Below are 19,521 nucleotides of genomic sequence, written 5' to 3'. Positions count from 1 at the left end.
GCGCGACACCCGCGCCCGGCCCTGAGCCGCCCGCGACACACCTGGAAATCCCCCGATGCCGAGTCTGAAGGATCTGCGTAACCGCATCACGTCGGTGAAGGCGACGCAGAAGATCACCAAGGCGATGCAGATGGTCGCCGCCGCCAAGCTGCGGCGCGCCCAGAACGCCGCCGAGAGCGCGCGTCCCTACGCCGAGAAGATGGCCCAGGTGCTCGGCAACCTCGCCGGGAACCTCGTCGGCGGCTTCGGCGCGCCGAAGCTCCTCTCCGGCACCGGCGAGGACCGGGTGCACCTGCTCGTCGTCTGCACCGCCGACCGCGGCCTCTGCGGCGCCTTCAACTCGTCGATCGCGCGGCTCGCTCGCGACCACGCCAACCGCCTCATGGCGGAGGGTAAGACGGTCAAGATCATGACCGTCGGCAAGAAGGGTTACGACATCCTGCGCCGCCAATTCCGGCAGCAGATCATCGAGAACATGGATCTGCGCGGCAACAAGCCGATCGACTATGAATTCGCCTCGGAGATCGCCGACAAGATCCTCGCCCGTTTCGAGGCCGGCGAGTTCGACGTGGCGACGCTGTTCTACTCCGAGTTCCGATCGGTCATCTCGCAGATCCCGACCGCGCAGAAGCTCATCCCCGCCGAGCTGCCGGAGAGCGGCGAGAGCAGCACCGGCGCGCCGGCCGATTCCGCCATGGAGTTCGAGCCGAGCGAGGAGGCGATCCTCGCGACTCTGCTGCCGCGCAACCTCACCGTTCAGGTCTTCCGGGCGCTCTTGGAGAACGCGGCCTCCGAGCAGGGCTCGCGCATGGGCGCCATGGATTCCGCAACCCGCAATGCGGGCGAGATGATCAAGAAGCAGACGCTGGTCTACAACCGCACGCGTCAGGCCATGATCACCAAGGAACTGATCGAGATCATCTCGGGCGCCGAGGCCCTCTAGGCTACCGGCAGCTCCGACCGCACAGAATTGAAGGACAGGGACATCATGGCGAACACCGCTTCCCCCGCCGCCGGCTCCAACAAGGTCGGCCAGATCACCCAGGTCATCGGCCCCGTCGTCGACGTGCAGTTCGACGGTCACCTGCCCGAGATCCTGAACGCGCTCGAGACCAAGAACAACGGCGCCCGCCTCGTCCTCGAGGTCGCCCAGCAGCTCGGCGAGAACACCGTGCGCTGCGTCGCCATGGACACCTCCGAGGGCCTCGTGCGCGGCCAGGAGGTCTCGGACACGGGTGAGCCGATCAAAGTGCCGGTGGGCGCCAACACGCTCGGCCGCATCATGAACGTCATCGGCGAGCCGATCGACGAGGCCGGCCCGATCGAGACCACCACCTTCCGGGCGATCCACCAGCCCGCCCCCTCCTACGCCGAGCAGTCGACCGAGGCGCAGATCCTGGTGACGGGCATCAAGGTCGTGGACCTGCTCGCCCCCTACGCCAAGGGCGGCAAGATCGGCCTGTTCGGCGGCGCCGGCGTGGGCAAGACCGTGCTGATCATGGAGCTGATCAACAACATCGCGAAGGCCCACTCGGGCTACTCGGTGTTCGCGGGCGTCGGTGAGCGGACCCGCGAGGGCAACGATCTCTACCACGAGATGATCGAGTCCAAGGTGAACATGGACCCGAAGGAGCACAACGGCTCGGCCGAGGGCTCCAAGTGCGCGCTGGTCTACGGCCAGATGAACGAGTCGCCCGGCGCCCGTTCCCGCGTCGCGCTGACCGGCCTCACGGTCGCCGAGCAGTTCCGCGACGAGGGCCAGGACGTGCTCTTCTTCGTCGACAACATCTTCCGCTTCACGCAGGCGGGCTCCGAGGTGTCGGCGCTCCTCGGCCGCATCCCCTCGGCGGTGGGCTATCAGCCGACGCTCGCCACCGACATGGGTGCCCTGCAGGAGCGCATCACCACCACGACGAAGGGCTCGATCACCTCGGTGCAGGCGATCTACGTGCCGGCCGACGACCTGACCGACCCGGCGCCCGCCGCCTCGTTCGCCCACCTCGACGCCACGACCGTGCTGTCGCGCTCGATCGCCGAGAAAGGCATCTACCCGGCGGTGGACCCGCTCGACTCGACCTCGCGCATGCTCTCCCCGGCGATCCTCGGTGAGGAGCACTACGACGTCGCCCGCCGCGTGCAGCAGACCCTCCAGCGCTACAAGGCGCTTCAGGACATCATCGCGATCCTGGGCATGGACGAGCTCTCGGAGGAGGACAAGCTGTCGGTGGCCCGCGCCCGCAAGATCGAGCGCTTCCTGAGCCAGCCCTTCCACGTGGCCGAGGTCTTCACGGGCTCGCCCGGAAAGCTCGTCGCCCTCGAGGACACGATCAAGGGCTTCAAGGGCCTCGTGAGCGGCGAGTTCGACGACCTCCCGGAAGCCGCCTTCTACATGGTCGGCACGATCGAGGAGGCCAAGGAGAAGGCCAAGAAGCTCGCGGCGGCCGCCTAAGGCCCCCGCTCCTTCCCCCGGCACGGGGGAAGGGCTTCGGGAAGGGTGCCGCCGCGGCTCGCGGTCTCGTCGGCACCGATCCCGTCTTCGACGCTTCCCGCAACGCCTCCCGACGCGCGGGCGGCGCGCATCCGAAGAGACCCTGATCCGATGGCCACCTTCCAGTTCGATTTCGTCGGCCCCGAGCGGACGCTCTACTCCGGCCAGGTCGAGGCCGTCCAGCTTCCGGGCACCGAGGGCGAGATGACCGTCCTGCCGGGCCACGCGCCCGTGCTGACCGCGCTCAAGGTCGGCGTGATCGTCGTCACCGAGCAGCAGAACAGCGGCAAGCGCATCCTGGTCCGGGGCGGCTTCGCGGATATCGGGCCCACGGGCGTGACCGTGATCGCCGAGCGCGCGGCGCCCATCGAGGAGGTGACTCCGGCCTCGATCGACCGCGACATCGAGGCGATCGAGCTGCTGCGCGACGCCACCGAGGATCTGGAGCGGCGCGAGGAGCTGAACGGCCAGATCGTGCAGCTCCAGGAGTCCAAGGTCGCGCTGGGCCTCTGATCCAGGCTGATCCCGACCTTCCAGAGGTCGTCGCCCGCCGATCCCGGCTCAGCCGGGGCCGGCGGGCTTCTTTCTGCCCGGCTCCGGCTGCCGAGCCGCGTCCGCGCCCAGTGCCGTCGCGATCAGGTCCTCGCGCGCGGCCGCGTCCGTCGGGCAGCCGCGAGCGAGCCATAACCTGCGGGCGGCGGCGAGAGCCTGCCCGATCCGGGGACCCGGCATGAGGCCGAGCGCCACGAGATCGGCGCCGGTCAGCGGCATCACCGGCCGCGCCGCGGAGGGGTCGAGCAGCGCGGGCAGCAGGGCTCGCGCCTCTGGTGACAGGGCAGGGCGCCGCTCGCCGTCGAGAGCGGTGAGAGCGCGCCCGAGCGTGGGCGCGCCGTGCTCGGCCGCGAGGGCGCGAAGCGCCGCGGCATCGATCGCCTCTGGCGTGAGAAGGGCGGCCAGCGCCCGCGCGTAGGCGACCAGCACCGCGAATTCAGCGTTCGAGAGGCGCAGGCGAAGCCGCAGCCGTTCCGCGTCGACGGTGCTGAGCACGAAGCCCGCCGCGAGCCGCCCGTTGACGCAGAGCCCTGCGCGCGCGGCGCGGTCGAGGCGCCCGAGATCGCAGATCCCGGCGATCAGCCGCGTCAGAAGCCCGGTTCGGCTCAGGGTCTCGATCGCCGCCACCGCGCCGGGCGTCATCAGTGTCTTCAGGAATTCCGCCCGCACGCGCTCGCGCGAGAGCCCGTCGAGCGCGTCGCGAGCGCGGATGCACGCGTCGAGACCGGCCGCGTCCGGCGCGTCAGCCCCGAAACGGGCGTGGAAGCGGAAGAAGCGCAGCACGCGCAGCGCGTCCTCGCGGATGCGCGTGTCCGGATCGCCGATGAAGCGCACGCGTCCCTCGGCGAGGTCGGCGAGGCCGCCGGTCAGGTCGTAGAGGCTTCCGTCCGGCCCGAGCGAGAGGGCATTCATGGTAAAGTCGCGCCGCTTGGCATCACGGACGAAGTCGCGCCCGAACCGGACCACCGCGTGCCGGCCGTCCGTCTCGATGTCCTCGCGCAGGGTCGTCACCTCGAACGGGTCGCCGTCGGCGATCACCGTGACGGTCCCGTGGTCGATTCCGGTCGGGACCGCCTTCAGGCCCGCACGCTCGGCCCGTGCCATCGTATCGGCGGGCAGCAGCGTGGTGGCGAGATCGATGTCGGAGACGTCGCGGCCGAGGAGTGCGTCGCGCACGCAGCCGCCGACGAGGCGGGTCTCCTCGCTGGGCGCGTCCAGTGCGGCCAGGACCGCCGACACGCCCGGCCTGGCGAGAAGCCGGCTCAGGCCCGGCGCGTCGAGGCTCTCCGGTATCGTCACCGGAACTGCCCCGGGACGAGGCGCCCGTTCTCCATGTGCGCCGGCACGTAGCCGCCGCTATGGCGCTCGGAGAACAGGCCGGTGAGGATGAGGGAGGCGATCACGACGCCGAACCCGGCCAGCACGAGGCGGAAAACCTGCGCTTCCCAGTGAACCCGGTGAAACGGATTGCGGCCGACGAGCAGCAGGTAGCCGAAGAAGAGGAGGAAGGGGATGAGGAAGAGGCCCACCTCTTCCAGGACGCGACGCAGCATGGGACCCGGTCAGGCAGTGGGGCGGGTGGGCGGATGGGCCCACGCCTCATAGACATAAGCGCTGGTGGAGATTGTGCAGGATGCCGGCCGTGAGGCCCCAGATCATCCGCTCTCCGAAAGGAACCGCGTAGTAGTGCCGCAGCCGCCCCTTCCAGACGAGGGCGTTCAGCGCGTAGCGCGACGGGTCCATCAGAAAGGCGAGCGGAACCTCGAAGATCTCGGCCACCTCGGACGGATTCGGCGCGAAGGGCGCCTCGGGATCGACGAGGCCGACCACGGGCGCGACGAGGAAGCCGGTGGCCGAGAGATAGGGGTCGAGATAGCCGAGCACGCGCACCCGATCGGGCGCGAGCCCGATCTCCTCCTCCGCCTCGCGCAGGGCGGCGTGGCGCGGGGTCTCGTCGTCCGGGTCGATCTTGCCGCCGGGGAACGCGATCTGGCCCGAGTGATCGCGCAGGTGCGGTGCGCGCTTCGTCAGGAGCACGGACAGGCTGCCGGAGCGCGGGACGATCGGCACCAGCACGGCGGCGCGCCGGTGCGGGCCGGGCGGCGCAACGGCCTTGCCCTCCGGGTCTAAGGAGTGGTCGCCGCGCGGGTTCGAGGTCGGATCGCAGGGACCGGGCGGCTCGCGGGCGAGCCTCGCCTCGGCACGAGCGACGAAATCCTCCGCTGCGATCTCGCCCGGCAGGCACCGGGAGTCGGCCGCCGCCACGGGACGCGACGCGGCGCTCATGCGGCCTCGGCCGGTGCGATGGGATGGAAGCTGCCGGCGGCCGCGAGCCCGAACCAGCGAACGCCGTCGATCACGCGCTCCTCGCCCAGCGCCACGAGGTCGTAGGTGAGGGCGCGGGTCAGCAGCGCCCAGAGGTCGCGCCGGACGTGGATGTAGGGCCGCAGGCCGCCGGCCTCGTCCTGCTCGAAGCGGAGGGCGTGCGCCGCGCCGAGGGGCACGAGATCGTCGACGTTGGTGCGGAAAGCGATGTGCCGCGCCTCGCCCGTGCCCTCCACCGCCATCTCGACCGCCACGAAGGGCGCGTCGTCCACCGTGATGCCGACGCTCTCGACCGGCGTCACGAGCACGGTGCGGCCGTCCGGCTCCCGGCGCAGGATCGAGGCGAAGAGCTTCACGAGGGCGGAACGGCGGATCGGCGAGCCGTTGTGGAACCACGTCCCGTCGGCGGCGATGCGCATGTCGATCGCGCCGCAATAGGGCGGGTTCCAGGTCTCGACGGGCGGCGGCCCGCGCTTCGGCAGCGTGCCGAGGGCGGCGCTGAGGCGGCTGAGCGTCGGGTCCGGCGGGGCGGCCTCGTCCGATGGGGTGTCGGCTGTCATGGGCGCATCAGATAGCGTCGTGCGGACGCTGGCAATCCGCGCGAGGCGTCCAGGATACGCCCTCATCCTCCCGGCCTGCGGCGCAGGATCTTCCAGATGCCTGTGGCGCTGGCGACGGTGTCCGTCCCGCGGGTGAGGTCCGTGCGCAGGAAGACGAGGGAGTTGGTGCGCTTCACGATCTCGGGGCGGGCCTCGATCCAGTCGCCGATGCGGCCGGCTCCGACGAACTGCATGTCGAGCTGGATCGTCACGCAGTTCGCGCCGTCCGCCGCCGCCATCGCCGCCACGCCGAGCGCCCGGTCGGCGAAGGTCATCAGCATGCCGCCCTGCACGACGCCGATCAGATTGGCGTGCTTCTCCTCGGCGCGGAACCCGTAGGCGCCGTCGTCCCGGTGCCAGACCGGACCGACATGCGCGATGAAGCCGGGATCGTCGAAGGCGGTCCAGCCTGCGGGGTCGGGCGGCTGCGCGGTCTCTGGCGGCATGGCGGTCTCTGCGAGCGGATCGGCCGGGTCGAGAGCCCAACTCGGTACGGCTCCGGTTGATCCGGCGCCTGTGCGCCGGGCGGAATCGGCTGCGGCGAAACCGACCTTGCCAGGCCGCCCAAAAGGACGCCACACTCCGGCCCTTCGATGCGTCCCCGGCGCCACAGCCCGGGCACGGTCCCTGCACACCGACCGCGAGGCCCTTCGATCGGGTCGCGAGAGACGGGAAACGACGCGCATGACGCACGGCTCATCGCCGGCCACCAGCCTCGACGACGGCATTGTCGCCACCGCCGAATCCTGCCTCGCCGCGGTCGGCAAGGCCCGGGAGGCGATCCACGGCGTGATCTTCGGCCAGGAGCAGGTCGTGGACCTCGCCCTCGTCACGATCCTCGCCGGCGGCCACGGCCTTCTCGTCGGCCTGCCGGGCCTCGCCAAGACGAAGCTCGTCGAGACGCTCGGCACGGTGCTCGGCCTCGACGCGCGGCGCGTCCAGTTCACCCCCGACCTGATGCCCTCCGACATTCTCGGCACCGAGATCCTCGACGAGGACGCCGACCGCCGCCGATCCTTCCGCTTCGTGAAGGGGCCCGTCTTCACGCAACTCCTGATGGCCGACGAGATCAACCGCGCGAGTCCGCGCACGCAGTCGGCCCTGCTGCAGGCGATGCAGGAGCACTTCGTCTCCGTGGCCGGCGAGCGTCACGACCTGCCGCGGCCCTTCCACGTGCTCGCGACGCAGAACCCGATCGAGCAGGAGGGCACCTATCCGCTGCCCGAGGCGCAGCTCGACCGCTTCCTGCTCGAGATCGACGTCGGCTACCCCGATCGTGCGGCCGAGCGGCGCATCCTGATCGAGACGACGGGGATCGAGGAGACCCGGGCACGTTCCGTCATGACGACGGAGGAGCTCCTCACCGCCCAGCGCCTCGTTCGCCGGCTGCCGGTCGGCGAGGCGGTGGTCGAGGCGATCCTCGATCTCGTGCGCTCGGCCCGTCCCGACAGCGGCGACGGCATCGTCAAGGGCAAGCTCCTGTGGGGGCCGGGCCCCCGCGCCAGCCAGGCGCTGACGCTGGCCGTCCGTGCCCGCGCCCTCATCGAGGGCCGCGTGGCTCCGTCCGTCGCCGACGTGAAGGCACTCGCCGAGCCCGTGCTGAAGCACCGCATGGCGCTGAGCTTCGCCGCCCGCGCCGACGGCGAGACCGTGCCGGGCCTGATCCGGCAACTCGCGAGCAAGCTCTAGCGGATGGTCGCGACGCGGGTCTCGGGCTCCTCCGAGCGCACCCCCGGGCGGCGCGAGACCGAGAGCGCGCTCTCGCTGGCCGAGCGGATGCCGCGCCTCGTCCTTGAGGCGCGCCGGGTCTCCTCGACGCTGGCCCACGGCCTGCACGGGCGGCGTCGGGCGGGGCCGGGCGAGAGCTTCTGGCAGTTCCGGCCCTTCGTGACCGGCGAGGCCGCGGCCCGGATCGACTGGCGCCGCTCGGCCCGGGACGACCGGCTCTACGTGCGCGAGCGCGAGTGGGAGGCCGCCCACAACGTCTGGCTCTGGATCGACCGGTCCGCCTCGATGGGTTTCGTCTCGGACCTCGCCGAGACCCCGAAGGTCGAGCGCGCCCTCGTCCTCGGTCTCGCGCTGGCCGACACCCTCGTCGAGGGCGGCGAGCGCGTCGGGCTGCTCGGGCTGACCCGGCCGAACGCCTCACGCCGGATCGTCGAGACGATGGCTCAGGCGATCATCGGCGACGCGGCCGGCCTCGCGCAGGACCTGCCTCCGCGGGCTGCCCTCGGCCGCTTCGACGAGGCGATCCTCGTCAGCGACTTCCTGACGCCGCTCCGAGAGGTCGAGGCCGCGGTTCGCACTATCGCCGGGGACGGCACGCGCGGTCACCTCGTGCTGATCGCCGATCCGGTCGAGGAGACTTTCCCCTTCGCCGGCCAGGCCGTGCTCCAGGACCTTGAGGCCGGGATCAGCCTCGACATCGGCGACGCAGCGGCCTGGGGCGAAGCCTACCGCGAGCGCATCGAGGCCCATCGCGCCGGCCTGCTCGGCCTCGCGCGCGACCTCGGCTGGACGCTCACGCTCCACCGCACCGATCGGCCCGCGAGCGAGGCGGCCCTGCGCCTCGTCACCCTCGTCGCCGCCCGCGGCGCCGGCTGAGGAGGGCGCATGCTCGGACCGCTCACCTTCGCCGCGCCCCTCGCGCTCGCCGCCCTCATCGCTCTGCCGGCGCTGTGGTTCCTGCTGCGGGTGACGCCGCCGCGCGCCCGCCGCATCGACTTTCCGCCGCTGCGGATCGCCGCCGACCTGCTGCCCCGGCGCGAGACGCCGGCCCGTACGCCGCCGTGGCTGCTGATCCTGCGGATGCTGGCGGCCGCCGCGCTCATCCTTGCGGTCGCCGGTCCCGTCTGGAACCCGGCGGGCGTCGGGGCGGGGGGAGGGCGCACGCCGCTCCTCGTGATGATCGACAACGGCTTCGCGGCGGCCCATGACTGGCGTGAGCGACAGCGCGTCGCCACCGACGCGGTCGAGGGCGCGGCCCGCGACGGGCGTCCCGTGGCGATCCTCAGCCTCGCCGATCCGGCGGCGGCGACCGAGGCGCGGACCCCGGCCGCGGCGCTGGAACGCCTGCGCGCGGTGGCGCCGCGCCCGCACCTCGCGGATCGCGGGGCTCATCTGCCGGCGATCGGCACCTTCCTGGAGAGGACGCCCGGCGCCGGCATCGTCTGGATCTCTGACGACGTGACAGGAGCGGGCGAGGCCCGCTTCGCGCCGGAGCTGGAAGCTCTGGCGACGAAGCACGGGGTGGCCCTGACGATCCTCAAGGCCGACCAGCCGCCGGCCCTCGCCCTCACGGGATCCGAGGGCGGCGGGCGCCTCGTCGCCCACGCCCTCCGGGCCGCACCGAACGGCCGCGACACCGGCCTCGTCCGGGCGCTCGACCAGAAGGGACTGCCGCTCGCCGAGCACGACTTCGCCTTCGCGGCCGGCGCCACCGAGGCCGAGATCGTGTTCGACCTGCCGGTGGAACTGCGCAACGCCATCGCGCGACTCGAGATCGCCGGCGAGCGCTCGGCCGGCGCCGTCACCCTGATGGACGAGCGCGGCAAGCGCCGCCGGGTCGGCCTCGTCTTCGGCGGCACCGCCGATCAGGCCCAGCCGCTTCTCGCCCCGACCTACTATCTCGCCAAGGCCCTCTCCCCCTTCGCGGACGTGCAGGAGCCGCGGGGAGCCAAGGGCACCGCCGAATCGATCGGCCAGATGCTCGACAACCAGGTGTCCGTGCTGGTCCTCGCCGATGTCGGCGCCCTCGATGAGGGCACGCTCGCCCGAGTCTCGAAATTCGTGGATGCCGGCGGCCTGCTTCTGCGCTTCGCCGGACCGCGGCTCGCGGCGGGCAACGATCCCCTCGTGCCGGTACGACTGCGCCGTGGCGGCCGGACGTTGGGCGGCACGCTCTCCTGGGACAGCCCGAAGACCCTGGCGCCGTTCGCGCCCGAGAGCCCGTTCGCGGGCCTCGCGCCACCCGCCGATATCGGCGTTCGCCGTCAGATCCTGGCCGAGCCCGACGGCGACCTGCCGAGCCGCACCTGGGCCTCGCTGCAGGACGGCACGCCGATCGTTACCGCAGAGAAGCGGGGGCAGGGCCTCGTGGTGCTGTTCCACGTCACAGCCGACACCACCTGGTCGAACCTGCCGCTCTCCGGCCTCTTCATCGACATGCTGCGCCGCGTGGTCGGCCTCGCGGGCAGCGCCGCGGCGCCCACCGCCGAAGGCGGCCCGCGGCCGGCCGCGGCCGTGCTGGCCCCGCGCCTGACCCTCGACGGGTTCGGGGCGCTCGGCAGCCCGCCCGCCTCGTCGCGGGCCGTCTCGGCCGATTATGGGGACCGGGCGACGCACGATCACCCGCCCGGCTTCTACGGACCGGCGGACGGGGGGATCGCGGTGAACGCGCTCCGGCCGGACGACCGCCTGAAGCCTCTCGACCTCGCGAGTCTGCAGGGCGCCCGGGTCGGGTCGCTGGCCGGGGCCGAGACCCTTGACCTGCGCGCCCATCTCTTCACCCTTGTCCTGATGCTCCTCGTCCTCGACACGCTCGCCGGCCTCTGGCTCGGCGGCTTCCTGAGCCGGTCGACCGGCGGCCTGCTCGGACGGGTCGGCGGCCGTTCGACCGCGCTGCTGCTCGCCGGGCTCGCCGTCCTAGCGCTCGCGGGCCCGCTGCCCACTCGGGCAGAGGAGCCGCCCGCCAACCGCCCGAACGGCTTCGAATCGGCCCTCGTCACGCGGCTCGCCTACGTGATCACGGGCGACGCGGCGGTGGACGAGGCGAGCCGGGCCGGCCTCTCGGGCCTCACCCAGATGCTGGCCTCGCGCACGGCGCTGGAGCCCGGCGAGCCGGCCGGCCTCGACCCGGCCAGGGACGAGCTCTCCTTCTACCCGCTGATCTACTGGCCGATCGCGCCGAGCCGCCCGCAGCCGAGCGAGACCGCGATCCGCCGCATCGACGCCTTCATGCGGAACGGCGGCACGGTCCTGTTCGACACCCGCGACGCCCTGACGAGCCGGCCCGGCGCCGGCCCGAGCCCGGAGTCGGCCTACCTGCGCAAGATGCTGGCGACGCTGGAGGTGCCGGAGCTGGAGCCCGTGCCGATCGACCACGTGCTCACGAAGGCCTTCTACCTCGTCGAGACCTTCCCCGGCCGCTACGCCACCGGCCAGACCTGGGTCGAGGCGCTGCCGCCGGCGGGCGAGGGCGCCGAGCGCCGCCCGGCCCGGGCCGGCGACGGGGTCAGCCCCATCATCATCACGGGCAACGACCTCGCGGCGGCCTGGGCGGTGGGCCGCCGGGGCGAAGCGCTCTACCCGGTCGTCGGCGGCGACCAGCGTCAGCGCGAGATGGCCTTCCGCGGCGGCATCAACATCGTGATGTACACACTGACCGGCAACTACAAGGCGGATCAGGTCCACGTTCCAGCCCTGCTGGAGCGGCTCGGACAGTGAGGACCCGGAAGACAGTGCTGCGGCGCCAACTGCCCGCCCGTCTGCGCACGGGCCCGGCGGCCGGCTTCGGGGACATCACCTCATGCTGAGCCTCAGCTTCACGCCCCTCGTTCCCTGGCCGATCCTGATCGGGTTCGGGGTTCTCGCCCTGCTGTTCTGCGTCCTCGCCTTCGTGGCGCGCGGGCGCACGGCGTTCCTGCGGGCCCTCGTGCTGCTCCTCGTGCTCGGCGCCATCGCCAACCCGTCCCTCGTGCGCGAGGACCGGGAGCCGGTGAAGGACGTCGCCGCGATCGTGGTCGACCGCTCGGGTTCGCAATCCCTCGGCGACCGGCCGGCCATGACCGATCAGGTCCGGGCCGAGCTGCAGCGCCGCTTCGGCGCGCTCACCAACATCGAGCCCCGCTTCATCGACGTGCCCGATTCCCGCGACGGCGACGGCGGCACGCAGCTCTTCGCCGCGCTCTCGCAATCCCTCGCCGACGTGCCGCCCGAACGGCTCGCGGGCGTGGTGATGCTCACGGACGGCGTCGTCCACGACATCCCCGCCTCGGCCGCCGCCCTCGGCCTCAAGGCGCCGCTCCACGTCCTCGTCACCGGCCATCCGGACGAGCGCGACCGCCAGATCAAGCTTCTGGAGGCGCCCCGCTTCGGGATCGTCGGGAAGGACCTGACGATCCGGGCCGAAGTGATGGAGCGCGGCGGCACCGGCAACGCTGTCGTCACCGTCCGCCGCGACGGCGAGCAGATCGGCCGGCGCAGCGTGCCGACGGGCAAGCCCTTCGCCCTGACGACGAAGATCGAGCACGGCGGCCCGAACGTGGTCGAGATCGAGGTGGAGCCGCTGCCCGCCGAACTCACCACGGTGAACAATCGCGCCGTGCTGCCGATCGAGGGCATTCGCGAGAAGCTGCGGGTCCTCCTCGTCTCGGGCGAGCCGCACCAGGGGGAACGGACGTGGCGCAACCTCCTGAAGTCCGACGCCAACGTCGATCTCGTCCACTTCACCATCCTGCGCCCGCCCGAGAAGCAGGACGGCACGCCGATCTCCGAACTCTCCCTGATCGCCTTCCCGACGCGCGAGCTGTTCGTCCAGAAGATCAAGGACTTCGACCTGATCATCTTCGACCGGTACGCGAATCAGAGCGTGCTGCCCTCCGCCTATTTCGACAACATCGTCCGCTACGTGCAGGAGGGCGGGGCGCTGCTCATCGCGGCGGGGCCGGAATTCGCCTCCTCGGCGAGTCTCGCCCGCACGCGGCTCTCCTCGATCCTGCCGGGTGACCCGAACGGTCGGGTGGTCGAGCAGCCCTACAAGGCGGCGCTGACGCAGACCGGCGCGCGCCACCCCGTCACCCGGGCGCTTCCGGGCTCGCAGGCGAGCCCGCCGGCTTGGGGCGACTGGCTGCGCATCGTGGCCGCACAGACCCGTCCCGGCGTGCAGCCGATCATGTCGGGCGCCAACAACCTCCCATTGCTCGCGCTCTCCCGCGAGGAGAAAGGCCGCGTCGCGCTTCTCCTGTCCGACCACGCCTGGCTCTGGGCTCGCGGCTACCAGGAGGGCGGCCCGCACCTCGACCTGCTGCGCCGCCTGGGCCACTGGCTGATGAAGGAGCCGGCGCTCGAGGAGGAGGCCCTGCGGGCGCAGACCACGGGCCGGGGTCGCGAGGTCCGCGTCGAGCGCCAGACCATGGCCGACACCGCGGAGCCCGTCACCGTCACCGGCCCGACCGGGCAGGAGCGGACGCTGACGCTCACGGAAGCCCAGCCCGGCCTGTTCTCGGCGACCTTCGAGGCGACGGAGCTCGGCCTGCACACGCTCCGCTCGGGGAGCCTCGTCGCCTTCGTGAGCGTCGGCCCGGCCAACCCGCGCGAGCTCACGGACGTGTTCAGCGACACCGACCGGATGCGCGCGCTGGCCGAGGCGACCGGCGGCTCGATCCGGCGCGTGGCGGATGCGGGCGGCATCAGCGTGCCGCGGCTGCAGAGCGTGCGCAGCGGCCGGCTCAGCGGCGGCGACTGGATTGGCTTCCGCCCGAGCGACAGCGCCATCATCCGCGGCGTCGAGGTCTACCCCTTGGCGCTGGGCCTGTGGGCACTCGCCGCCCTCGGCGCGGCGCTGCTGGCGATGTGGCTCGTGGAGGGACGCCGCGGCCGGGTTGCGTGATGTTCACGCGCGCCGGCTGCGCATTCCCGGCACGATCCTGAGGTCGCCGCGCGCGGCAAGCGTCCGGTAGGCCTCCGTCTCGACTCCGTAGGCCGCGACGAGGCCCGCCGCGTCGTGGTGCAAGCCCCAGCCGTAGCGCTTCACCAGCGGGGAGGCCCGCAGGCACGCCTGCGGCCTGCCGAAGAAGGCCGCGCGCTCCGCGCCCCGCTCGGCTTCGGCGAGACCGCGTCGGCGCGCATGGACCTCGAACAGCAGATCGTCGCTCGTCAGCCCGTAGGGGTCGCCGACAAGGAGGGCGTGCTGGATCTGCGCCACGGAGCCGGCCCTGCCCGGCACGAGGCCGCGTTCCGCCGTGCTGTCCGCCGAGGCGAGGATGAAGGTGTCAGCGTAGTTCGTGTTCATCGGCCCTCCCGCGGCCGGTACCTCCCGCCCGCGCTCAGCGGCCGGAGACCGGCCCCTGCGTCCGCTCGCAGGTGCCCTCGGCAAGCTCCAGCCAGAGGAAGCGCGCCGGATCGACCGGTCCCGGCAGCACGAGACGTCCCGGCGGCACGGGTGCGAATCCGAAACGGCGGTAATAGGGCGCGTCGCCGACCAGGATGACGAGGCCGTGCCCGGCCTCCCGTGCCGCTCCGAGGCTCGCCTCCATCAGCGCCGCGCCGACGCCGCGATTGCCGAAGCTCGGATCGACGGTGAGGGGCCCGAGCACGAGGATCGGCGCCTCCCCGGCCCGGGCCGGACCGACGCGCACGGACCCGACCAGGAAGGTGCCGACGAGGGCCGTGAAGCTCAGCTCCGCCCGGTGCGTCACGCCCTCGCGCAGACGGTAGGCGGTGCGCGCGAAGCGGCCCGGCCCGAAGGCACGGGCGTGCAGGCGCTCGATGGCCGGCCCGTCGTCGGGGTGCTCGGGCCGGATGACGAGAGAGAGGGGAGACACGCGCGCTTCCGAGATGAGGCGTCGCGCCGGATAGCAGCGCGGGCGCGGAGCCGCAATCGGACCCGAAGCGGCCGCTCACGTCCCCCGAGCGGCGAAATCGATGCGCGGGTCGATCCAGACGTAGATCAGGTCCGACAGCAGGTTCACCGCCAACCCCAGCAGCGAGAAGATGTACAGGGTCGCGAAGACCACAGGGTAGTCGCGTCCGACGATCGACTGGAACGAGAGCAGCCCGAGTCCGTCGAGGCTGAAGATCGTCTCGATCAGGAGCGAGCCCGTGAAGAAGGCCGAGATGAAGGCTCCGGGGAAACCCGCCACAACGATCAGCATCGCGTTGCGGAAGACGTGGCCGTAGAGGACGCTGCGCTCGCTCAGGCCCTTCATGCGCGCGGTGAGCACGTACTGCTTGCGGATCTCGTCGAGGAACGAGTTCTTGGTCAGAAGCGTCGCGGTGGCGAAGGCGCCGATCACGAGCGCGGTCAGCGGCAGCACCATGTGCCACGCGTAGTCGGCGATCTTCTGGCTCCAGGTGAAGCTCTCCCAGCCCTCGCTGGTGAGGCCCCGGAGCGGGAAGATCTGCAGGAAGGAGCCGCCCGCGAACAGGATGATGAGCATCAGCCCGAACAGGAAGCCGGGAATCGCGTAGCCGATGATGACGACGAAGGAGGTCCAGAGATCGAAGCGGGAGCCGTCCTTCACAGCTTTGCGGATGCCGAGCGGGATGGAGATCGCATAGGACAGGAGCGTCATCCACAAGCCGAGCGAGATCGAGACCGGCAGGCGCTCCCTGATCAACTGCAGGACACTGACGTCGCGGAAGTAGCTGCGCCCGAAATCGAATCGGACGTAGTCCCAGATCATCTTGGCGAAGCGCTCCGGGGCCGGCCGGTCGAAGCCGAACTGCTGCTCGAGCTTCGCGATGAACTCGGGGCTCAGCCCCTGCGCGCCGCGGTACTTCGAGCTCGTCTCGCCGCCGCGGTTGCCCGACATGCCCCCGCCGAGATCGCCCGCGCCGCCCGTCACCCGCGAGAGCGAACCGTCGCCCTGTCCCTGGAGCTGGGCGAGCACGCGCTCGACCGGACCGCCGGGGGCGAACTGCACGATGGCGAAGGTGATCAGCATGATCCCGAACAGGGTCGGGATCATCAGGGCGATGCGGCGCAGGATGTAGGCGAGCACGGGTCCCCTCCGCTCTCAGTTGCGGCCGATCCGGCGCGCCCTGTCGGCGTCGAACCACCAGACCGCGGGCACCCCGAGCCCGAATTTCGGGCCCGCGGCGGGACGCCCGTAGACGTCCCAGACCGCGAGGCGATGGCTGCCGGAGTACCACATCGGCACCCAGTAGCGGCCGGCGCGCAGCACCCGGTCCAGGGCCCGGCAGGCTGTGGTCAGCTCTTGGCGGGAGGCCGCGTTCGCCACCTTGTCGAGCAGCGCGTCGATGGCCGGGCTCTCGATGCCGGCGAGATTGTTGGAGCCCGGGGTACCCGCGGCGCGCGACCCGTAAGCTTGGCGCAGTTCCGCACCCGGCGTCACGCCGTTGGTGAAGCGGCGCGAGGTCAGGTCGAACGCGAAGTCGTTGAGGCGGGCCTGATACTGCGAGGGGTCGACCTGCCGGATCGTGCCCTTGATGCCGATCAGCCCGAGATTGCGGATGAACGGATGGGTGTGCGGCTCCAGCGCCGGATCGGTGTCGAGGAACTCGATCTCGATCGGCTTGCCGCCGGGGAGCCGGATCGTGCCGCCCTCGCGGGTGCAGCCGGCCTCGCGCAACAGGGCGACGGCGCGGCTGAGGAGCGCCCGGTCCTGACCCGATCCGTCGGAGACCGGGGGCGTCCAGGCCTCGTCGAACACCTCCGCCGGCAGCCCCTCGCGCAGCGGGTCAAGAAGGGCGAGTTCCTCGGCGGAGGGTCGGCCCGTCGCCTTGAGATCGGAGTTCTCGAAGTAGGAGGCCGTGCGCGTATAGGCGCCGTACATCAAGTTGCGGTTGGTCCACTCGAAGTCGAAGCAAAGGCCGATCGCCTCACGGACTCGCGGGTCGCGGAACGCCTCGCGGCGGGTGTTGATCCACCAGCCCTGGGTGCCCGAGGGCGTCGCGTCGGCCACCGTCGTCTTCACGACGCGCCCTTCCTTGACGGCCGGGAAGTCGTAGCCCGTTGCCCAGACGCGGGCGGTGAACTCCTCGCGGTAGGTGAAGGCGCCGCTCTTGAACGCCTCGAAGGCCACCTGCCGATCGCGGAAGTACTCGTAGCGGATCGAGTCGAAGTTGTGCTGGCCGACGTTCACGGGGAGGTCCGCCGCCCAGTAGTCGCGCACCCGCTCCAGCTCGATGAAACGGCCGACGTCGAGGCGACCGACCTGGTAGGGGCCCGAGCCGAGGGGCGGCTCGAGCGTCGCGGCCTCGAAATCGCGCGTCTCGTAGTAGCTCGCCGAGAAGATCGGCAGCTGCGCCACGATGAGCGGCAGGTCGCGGCTGCGACCGGGCGCGAAGGTGACGACCACGGTACCCTCGTCCGGGGCGGTCGCATCCGTCATGTCGCGGATGACCTGCGAGATCTCCGGGTGGCCCTTCTCCCGCAGCAGCTTCAGGGAGGTCGCGACGTCCCGCGCCGTCAGCCGCGAGCCGTCGTGGAAGCGGGCCTGCGGTCGCAGGCGGAACGTGTAGGTGAGCCCGTCCTCGCTCACCTCGACCGCGCGGGCGACGAGTCCGTAGATGGCGTCCGGCTCGTCGAGCGCCCGCACCATCAGGCTGTCGAAGGTGAGGTTCATCCCCGCCGCACCGTCGCCGCGCAGCACGTAGACATTCAGCGTATTGAACGTATTGCCGTTCTGGTTGCCGAAGGTGGCGGAGATCTGCGCCGAGAACCGGCCGCCGTGCGGCGCGGCCGGGTTCACGTAATCGAAGTTCTGGAAATCGGCCGGATATCTCAGGTCGCCGAAGCTCGACAGGCCGTGCACGCCGCGGGACGCCTCCGCCCGTCCGGGCCGGGGCAGGCAGGCCGCGCCCGCGAGCGCGCCGACGCCGATGACGAGGCTGCGCCGTGTGGGAGCGGGGCTCAACGGGGCGCTCCCGTCCTGGCGGCGAGCGTCTCGTCGTACCACCACGTCGTCGGAAAGCCCGAACCCCCGTAGCGGGGCAGGAGGTCGGGCCGGCTGAAGCGGTTCCAACGCAAGGTCCGGGAGACGCCCGAGGCCCATTGCGGCACCACGAAGTTGTGGGCGAGCAGGACCCTGTCGAGGGCGCGGGTCGCCGCGACGACGCCGGGCCGGTCCTTGGCGAAGATCACCTTCTCGACCAGCGCGTCGATGCCGGGATCCTTGATGCCGGCGATGTTGCGGGCACCCGGCTTGTCCGCGGCGGCCGAGCCCCAGTACTCCCGCTGCTCGTTGCCCGGCGAGAGCGACTCGGGCCACGAACTCGTCGTGATGTCGAACTCGAAGGCGCGCATCCGGTTCTGGTACTGCGCCTGGTCGATCACGCGCAGGGTCGAATCGATGCCGATCAGCCGGAGCTGCGCGGCGAAGGGCAGGATCACCCGCTCGAAGACGTTCTGGAATTCAAGGAACTCCACGGTGAGGGGCTCGCCGGTCTTGGCGTTCACCATCTTGCCGCCGCGCAACTCGTAGCCGGCCTCGCGCAGGAGCTTGACCGCCTCGCGCAGGTTGGCCCGCACCCCGTCGGGGCCGTCGTTGACCGGGTTCTTGTAGGGCGTCGTGAAGACGGAGGCGGGGATCTTGTCCCGAACGCTCTCCAGGATCGCCTTCTCCTCACCCTCGGGCAGGCCGGAGGAGGCGAGTTCGGAGCCGAAGAAGTAGGAGTCGATCCGCTTGTAGAGCCCGAAGAACAGGGCCCGGTTCATCTCCTCGAAATTCATGGCGAGGTTGAAGGCGCGCCGCACCCGCTCGTCCTTGAATTTGTCCTTGCGCAGGTTGAACACGAAGGCCTGCATGATGCCGGTGCCGCGGTCTGGGAACTCCTCCTTGACGAGGCGGCCCTCCTTCACGGCCGGGAACTCGTCGTAGGCGGTCGCCCAGTTGCGGGCGATGTTCTCGCTGCGGAAATCGTAGAGGTCGCCCTTCAGCGCCTCGACCAGCACGGTCGAGTCGCGGAAGTACTCGTTGCGCAGCGTGCCGAAATTGTTGCGGCCGGCGTTCACGGGCAGATCCTTGCCCCAGTAGTCGGGCACCCGCTCGTAGGTGGCGCTGCGGCCAGGATCGAACCGCGCCAGGCGGTAGGGGCCGGAGCCGAGGGGGATCTCCAGGGTGGTCTCGGTGGGGTTTCGCGCCTTGCCCTCGGCGTTGCGCCCCGTCCACCAGTGCTTCGGCAGCACGCGGAGCTGACCGATCACCTGGGGCAGTTCGCGGTTACCGGTCTCGCTGAACGAGAAGGTCACCTCGCGCTCGCCGGTGCGCTCGGCCTTCGTCACGTTGTGGTAATAGGCGGCGTAGAAGGGGCTGTTGTCCTTCAGGATGCCGAAGGACCAGATCACGTCGTCGACGGTGACCGGCTGGCCGTCGTGCCAGCGGGCGCCCTCCCGCAGGCGGTAGGAGACCGAGGAGAGATCGGGCGCGATCCGCACCGCCTCGGCGAGGAGCCCGTAGGACGTGAAGGGCTCGTCGAGGGATTCCGTCATCAGCGTATCGTAGATGAGCAGGATCCCGCCCTCGAGGTCGCCCTTGAGGCCCGACACGATGCTGTTGAAATTGTCGAAGCCGCCCTGCGCGCCGAGGCGGACGAGGCCGCCCTTCGGCGCGTCGGGCCGCGCGTAATCGAAATGCTTGAAGTCCGGCCCGTATTTCGGCGCGCCCATCAGGGTGACGGCGTGCGCCCACTCGCCCGAGGGCGCGGTGACGGACGCGGCGGGCGCCGGCTCGGACGCCGCCCCTGCCGGAAGCCCCGAGAGGGCGACGCAGAGCGTCGCGGCGAAGAGGCGTCCGATCAGGGCGTGCGCTGTCACGGTGAGGCGATCTCCCGGTGGGCGCCCGGACGAGATCCGGGCGCGGGGCCGGGCGACGT

Annotated in this window: 17 protein-coding genes; 7 read left to right on the top strand and 10 right to left on the bottom strand. The window is 71.3% G+C overall.

Going from position 1 to position 19,521, the window contains the following annotated elements; genetic code table 11:
* Positions 1 to 55: 55 nt before the first annotated feature.
* From MOX02_RS00150 to atpC, 3 genes are all read left to right on the top strand, one after another.
* Positions 56 to 943 carry a F0F1 ATP synthase subunit gamma gene (locus MOX02_RS00150; RefSeq protein WP_147023673.1) on the top strand — a complete coding sequence of 296 codons (888 nt, stop codon included), beginning with the start codon at positions 56 to 58 and terminating at the stop codon, positions 941 to 943.
* 45 nt (positions 944 to 988) lie between these two features.
* Positions 989 to 2,449 (top strand): F0F1 ATP synthase subunit beta, encoded by a 1,461-nt coding sequence (atpD, locus tag MOX02_RS00145; protein WP_147023672.1) that lies wholly within the window; start codon positions 989 to 991, stop codon positions 2,447 to 2,449.
* A gap of 150 nt (positions 2,450 to 2,599) precedes the next feature.
* The gene (atpC, locus tag MOX02_RS00140; RefSeq protein ID WP_147023671.1) at positions 2,600 to 3,001 is read left to right on the top strand and encodes an ATP synthase F1 subunit epsilon; all 402 of its coding nucleotides are present in this window, start codon (positions 2,600 to 2,602) and stop codon (positions 2,999 to 3,001) included.
* 48 nt (positions 3,002 to 3,049) lie between these two features.
* Here atpC and MOX02_RS00135 read toward each other — a convergent pair whose 3' ends face one another.
* The 5 genes from MOX02_RS00135 to MOX02_RS00115 form a co-directional block, all read right to left on the bottom strand.
* Complete coding sequence (locus MOX02_RS00135) at positions 3,050 to 4,333, bottom strand: CCA tRNA nucleotidyltransferase (protein ID WP_147023688.1); 1,284 nt, start codon at positions 4,331 to 4,333, stop codon at positions 3,050 to 3,052.
* Positions 4,334 to 4,335: 2 nt separating this feature from the next.
* Positions 4,336 to 4,593, bottom strand: a complete 258-nt coding sequence (locus MOX02_RS00130; RefSeq protein WP_147023670.1) for a DUF6111 family protein — start codon at positions 4,591 to 4,593, stop codon at positions 4,336 to 4,338.
* Positions 4,594 to 4,639: 46 nt separating this feature from the next.
* Positions 4,640 to 5,326 (bottom strand): CoA pyrophosphatase, encoded by a 687-nt coding sequence (locus MOX02_RS00125; RefSeq protein ID WP_147023669.1) that lies wholly within the window; start codon positions 5,324 to 5,326, stop codon positions 4,640 to 4,642.
* Positions 5,323 to 5,925: a DUF1285 domain-containing protein gene (locus tag MOX02_RS00120; protein ID WP_147023668.1), complete on the bottom strand. Its 603-nt coding sequence runs from the start codon at positions 5,923 to 5,925 to the stop codon at positions 5,323 to 5,325. Before MOX02_RS00120 ends, MOX02_RS00125 begins: the two co-directional genes overlap by 4 nt.
* Before the next feature lie 62 nt (positions 5,926 to 5,987).
* A complete protein-coding gene (locus MOX02_RS00115; protein ID WP_147023667.1) occupies positions 5,988 to 6,410 on the bottom strand; it encodes a PaaI family thioesterase in 423 nt (140 codons plus the stop codon).
* Positions 6,411 to 6,648: 238 nt separating this feature from the next.
* On the opposite strand from MOX02_RS00115, the gene MOX02_RS00110 reads away from it, so the two are divergent.
* The 4 genes from MOX02_RS00110 to MOX02_RS00095 all read left to right on the top strand — a co-directional run bounded on the left by MOX02_RS00110 (position 6,649) and on the right by MOX02_RS00095 (position 13,573).
* Positions 6,649 to 7,653 carry an AAA family ATPase gene (locus tag MOX02_RS00110; RefSeq protein ID WP_147023666.1) on the top strand — a complete coding sequence of 335 codons (1,005 nt, stop codon included), beginning with the start codon at positions 6,649 to 6,651 and terminating at the stop codon, positions 7,651 to 7,653.
* A gap of 3 nt (positions 7,654 to 7,656) precedes the next feature.
* Positions 7,657 to 8,568, top strand: a complete 912-nt coding sequence (locus tag MOX02_RS00105; RefSeq protein WP_147023665.1) for a DUF58 domain-containing protein — start codon at positions 7,657 to 7,659, stop codon at positions 8,566 to 8,568.
* Positions 8,569 to 8,577: 9 nt separating this feature from the next.
* Positions 8,578 to 11,409 carry a DUF4159 domain-containing protein gene (locus MOX02_RS00100; RefSeq protein WP_147023664.1) on the top strand — a complete coding sequence of 944 codons (2,832 nt, stop codon included), beginning with the start codon at positions 8,578 to 8,580 and terminating at the stop codon, positions 11,407 to 11,409.
* 82 nt (positions 11,410 to 11,491) lie between these two features.
* On the top strand, positions 11,492 to 13,573 hold the full coding sequence (locus tag MOX02_RS00095; protein WP_147023663.1) for a hypothetical protein: 2,082 nt from the start codon (positions 11,492 to 11,494) through the stop codon (positions 13,571 to 13,573).
* 3 nt (positions 13,574 to 13,576) lie between these two features.
* Here MOX02_RS00095 and MOX02_RS00090 read toward each other — a convergent pair whose 3' ends face one another.
* From MOX02_RS00090 to MOX02_RS00070, 5 genes are all read right to left on the bottom strand, one after another.
* Positions 13,577 to 13,975 carry a DUF6157 family protein gene (locus MOX02_RS00090; protein ID WP_147023662.1) on the bottom strand — a complete coding sequence of 133 codons (399 nt, stop codon included), beginning with the start codon at positions 13,973 to 13,975 and terminating at the stop codon, positions 13,577 to 13,579.
* 34 nt (positions 13,976 to 14,009) lie between these two features.
* A complete protein-coding gene (locus MOX02_RS00085; RefSeq protein WP_147023661.1) occupies positions 14,010 to 14,507 on the bottom strand; it encodes a GNAT family N-acetyltransferase in 498 nt (165 codons plus the stop codon).
* Between the two features lie 75 nt (positions 14,508 to 14,582).
* Positions 14,583 to 15,686 (bottom strand): microcin C ABC transporter permease YejB, encoded by a 1,104-nt coding sequence (locus MOX02_RS00080; RefSeq protein WP_147023660.1) that lies wholly within the window; start codon positions 15,684 to 15,686, stop codon positions 14,583 to 14,585.
* Positions 15,687 to 15,701: 15 nt separating this feature from the next.
* Positions 15,702 to 17,564, bottom strand: a complete 1,863-nt coding sequence (locus tag MOX02_RS00075) for an extracellular solute-binding protein (protein ID WP_147023659.1) — start codon at positions 17,562 to 17,564, stop codon at positions 15,702 to 15,704.
* Positions 17,561 to 19,462 carry an extracellular solute-binding protein gene (locus tag MOX02_RS00070; protein ID WP_147023658.1) on the bottom strand — a complete coding sequence of 634 codons (1,902 nt, stop codon included), beginning with the start codon at positions 19,460 to 19,462 and terminating at the stop codon, positions 17,561 to 17,563. The genes MOX02_RS00075 and MOX02_RS00070 overlap by 4 nt, the downstream gene beginning before the upstream one ends.
* Positions 19,463 to 19,521 lie beyond the last annotated feature (59 nt).

This window comes from Methylobacterium oxalidis, from assembly GCF_007992195.1.
Taxonomy (GTDB): domain Bacteria; phylum Pseudomonadota; class Alphaproteobacteria; order Rhizobiales; family Beijerinckiaceae; genus Methylobacterium; species Methylobacterium oxalidis.
The sequence above is the reverse complement of the archived record's forward strand: the minus strand, read 5'-3'. Positions and strand labels throughout refer to the sequence as shown.

What these genes read in the sequence shown, in the direction of transcription:
- MOX02_RS00150 (WP_147023673.1), top strand. Translation starts at nt 56, where the DNA reads ATGCCGAGTCTGAAGGATCTGCGTAACCGCATCACGTCGGTGAAGGCG.
- atpD (WP_147023672.1), top strand. Translation starts at nt 989, where the DNA reads ATGGCGAACACCGCTTCCCCCGCCGCCGGCTCCAACAAGGTCGGCCAG.
- atpC (WP_147023671.1), top strand. Translation starts at nt 2,600, where the DNA reads ATGGCCACCTTCCAGTTCGATTTCGTCGGCCCCGAGCGGACGCTCTAC.
- MOX02_RS00130 (WP_147023670.1), bottom strand. Translation starts at nt 4,593, where the DNA reads ATGCTGCGTCGCGTCCTGGAAGAGGTGGGCCTCTTCCTCATCCCCTTC.
- MOX02_RS00125 (WP_147023669.1), bottom strand. Translation starts at nt 5,326, where the DNA reads ATGAGCGCCGCGTCGCGTCCCGTGGCGGCGGCCGACTCCCGGTGCCTG.
- MOX02_RS00120 (WP_147023668.1), bottom strand. Translation starts at nt 5,925, where the DNA reads ATGACAGCCGACACCCCATCGGACGAGGCCGCCCCGCCGGACCCGACG.
- MOX02_RS00115 (WP_147023667.1), bottom strand. Translation starts at nt 6,410, where the DNA reads ATGCCGCCAGAGACCGCGCAGCCGCCCGACCCCGCAGGCTGGACCGCC.
- MOX02_RS00110 (WP_147023666.1), top strand. Translation starts at nt 6,649, where the DNA reads ATGACGCACGGCTCATCGCCGGCCACCAGCCTCGACGACGGCATTGTC.
- MOX02_RS00105 (WP_147023665.1), top strand. Translation starts at nt 7,657, where the DNA reads ATGGTCGCGACGCGGGTCTCGGGCTCCTCCGAGCGCACCCCCGGGCGG.
- MOX02_RS00100 (WP_147023664.1), top strand. Translation starts at nt 8,578, where the DNA reads ATGCTCGGACCGCTCACCTTCGCCGCGCCCCTCGCGCTCGCCGCCCTC.
- MOX02_RS00095 (WP_147023663.1), top strand. Translation starts at nt 11,492, where the DNA reads ATGCTGAGCCTCAGCTTCACGCCCCTCGTTCCCTGGCCGATCCTGATC.
- MOX02_RS00090 (WP_147023662.1), bottom strand. Translation starts at nt 13,975, where the DNA reads ATGAACACGAACTACGCTGACACCTTCATCCTCGCCTCGGCGGACAGC.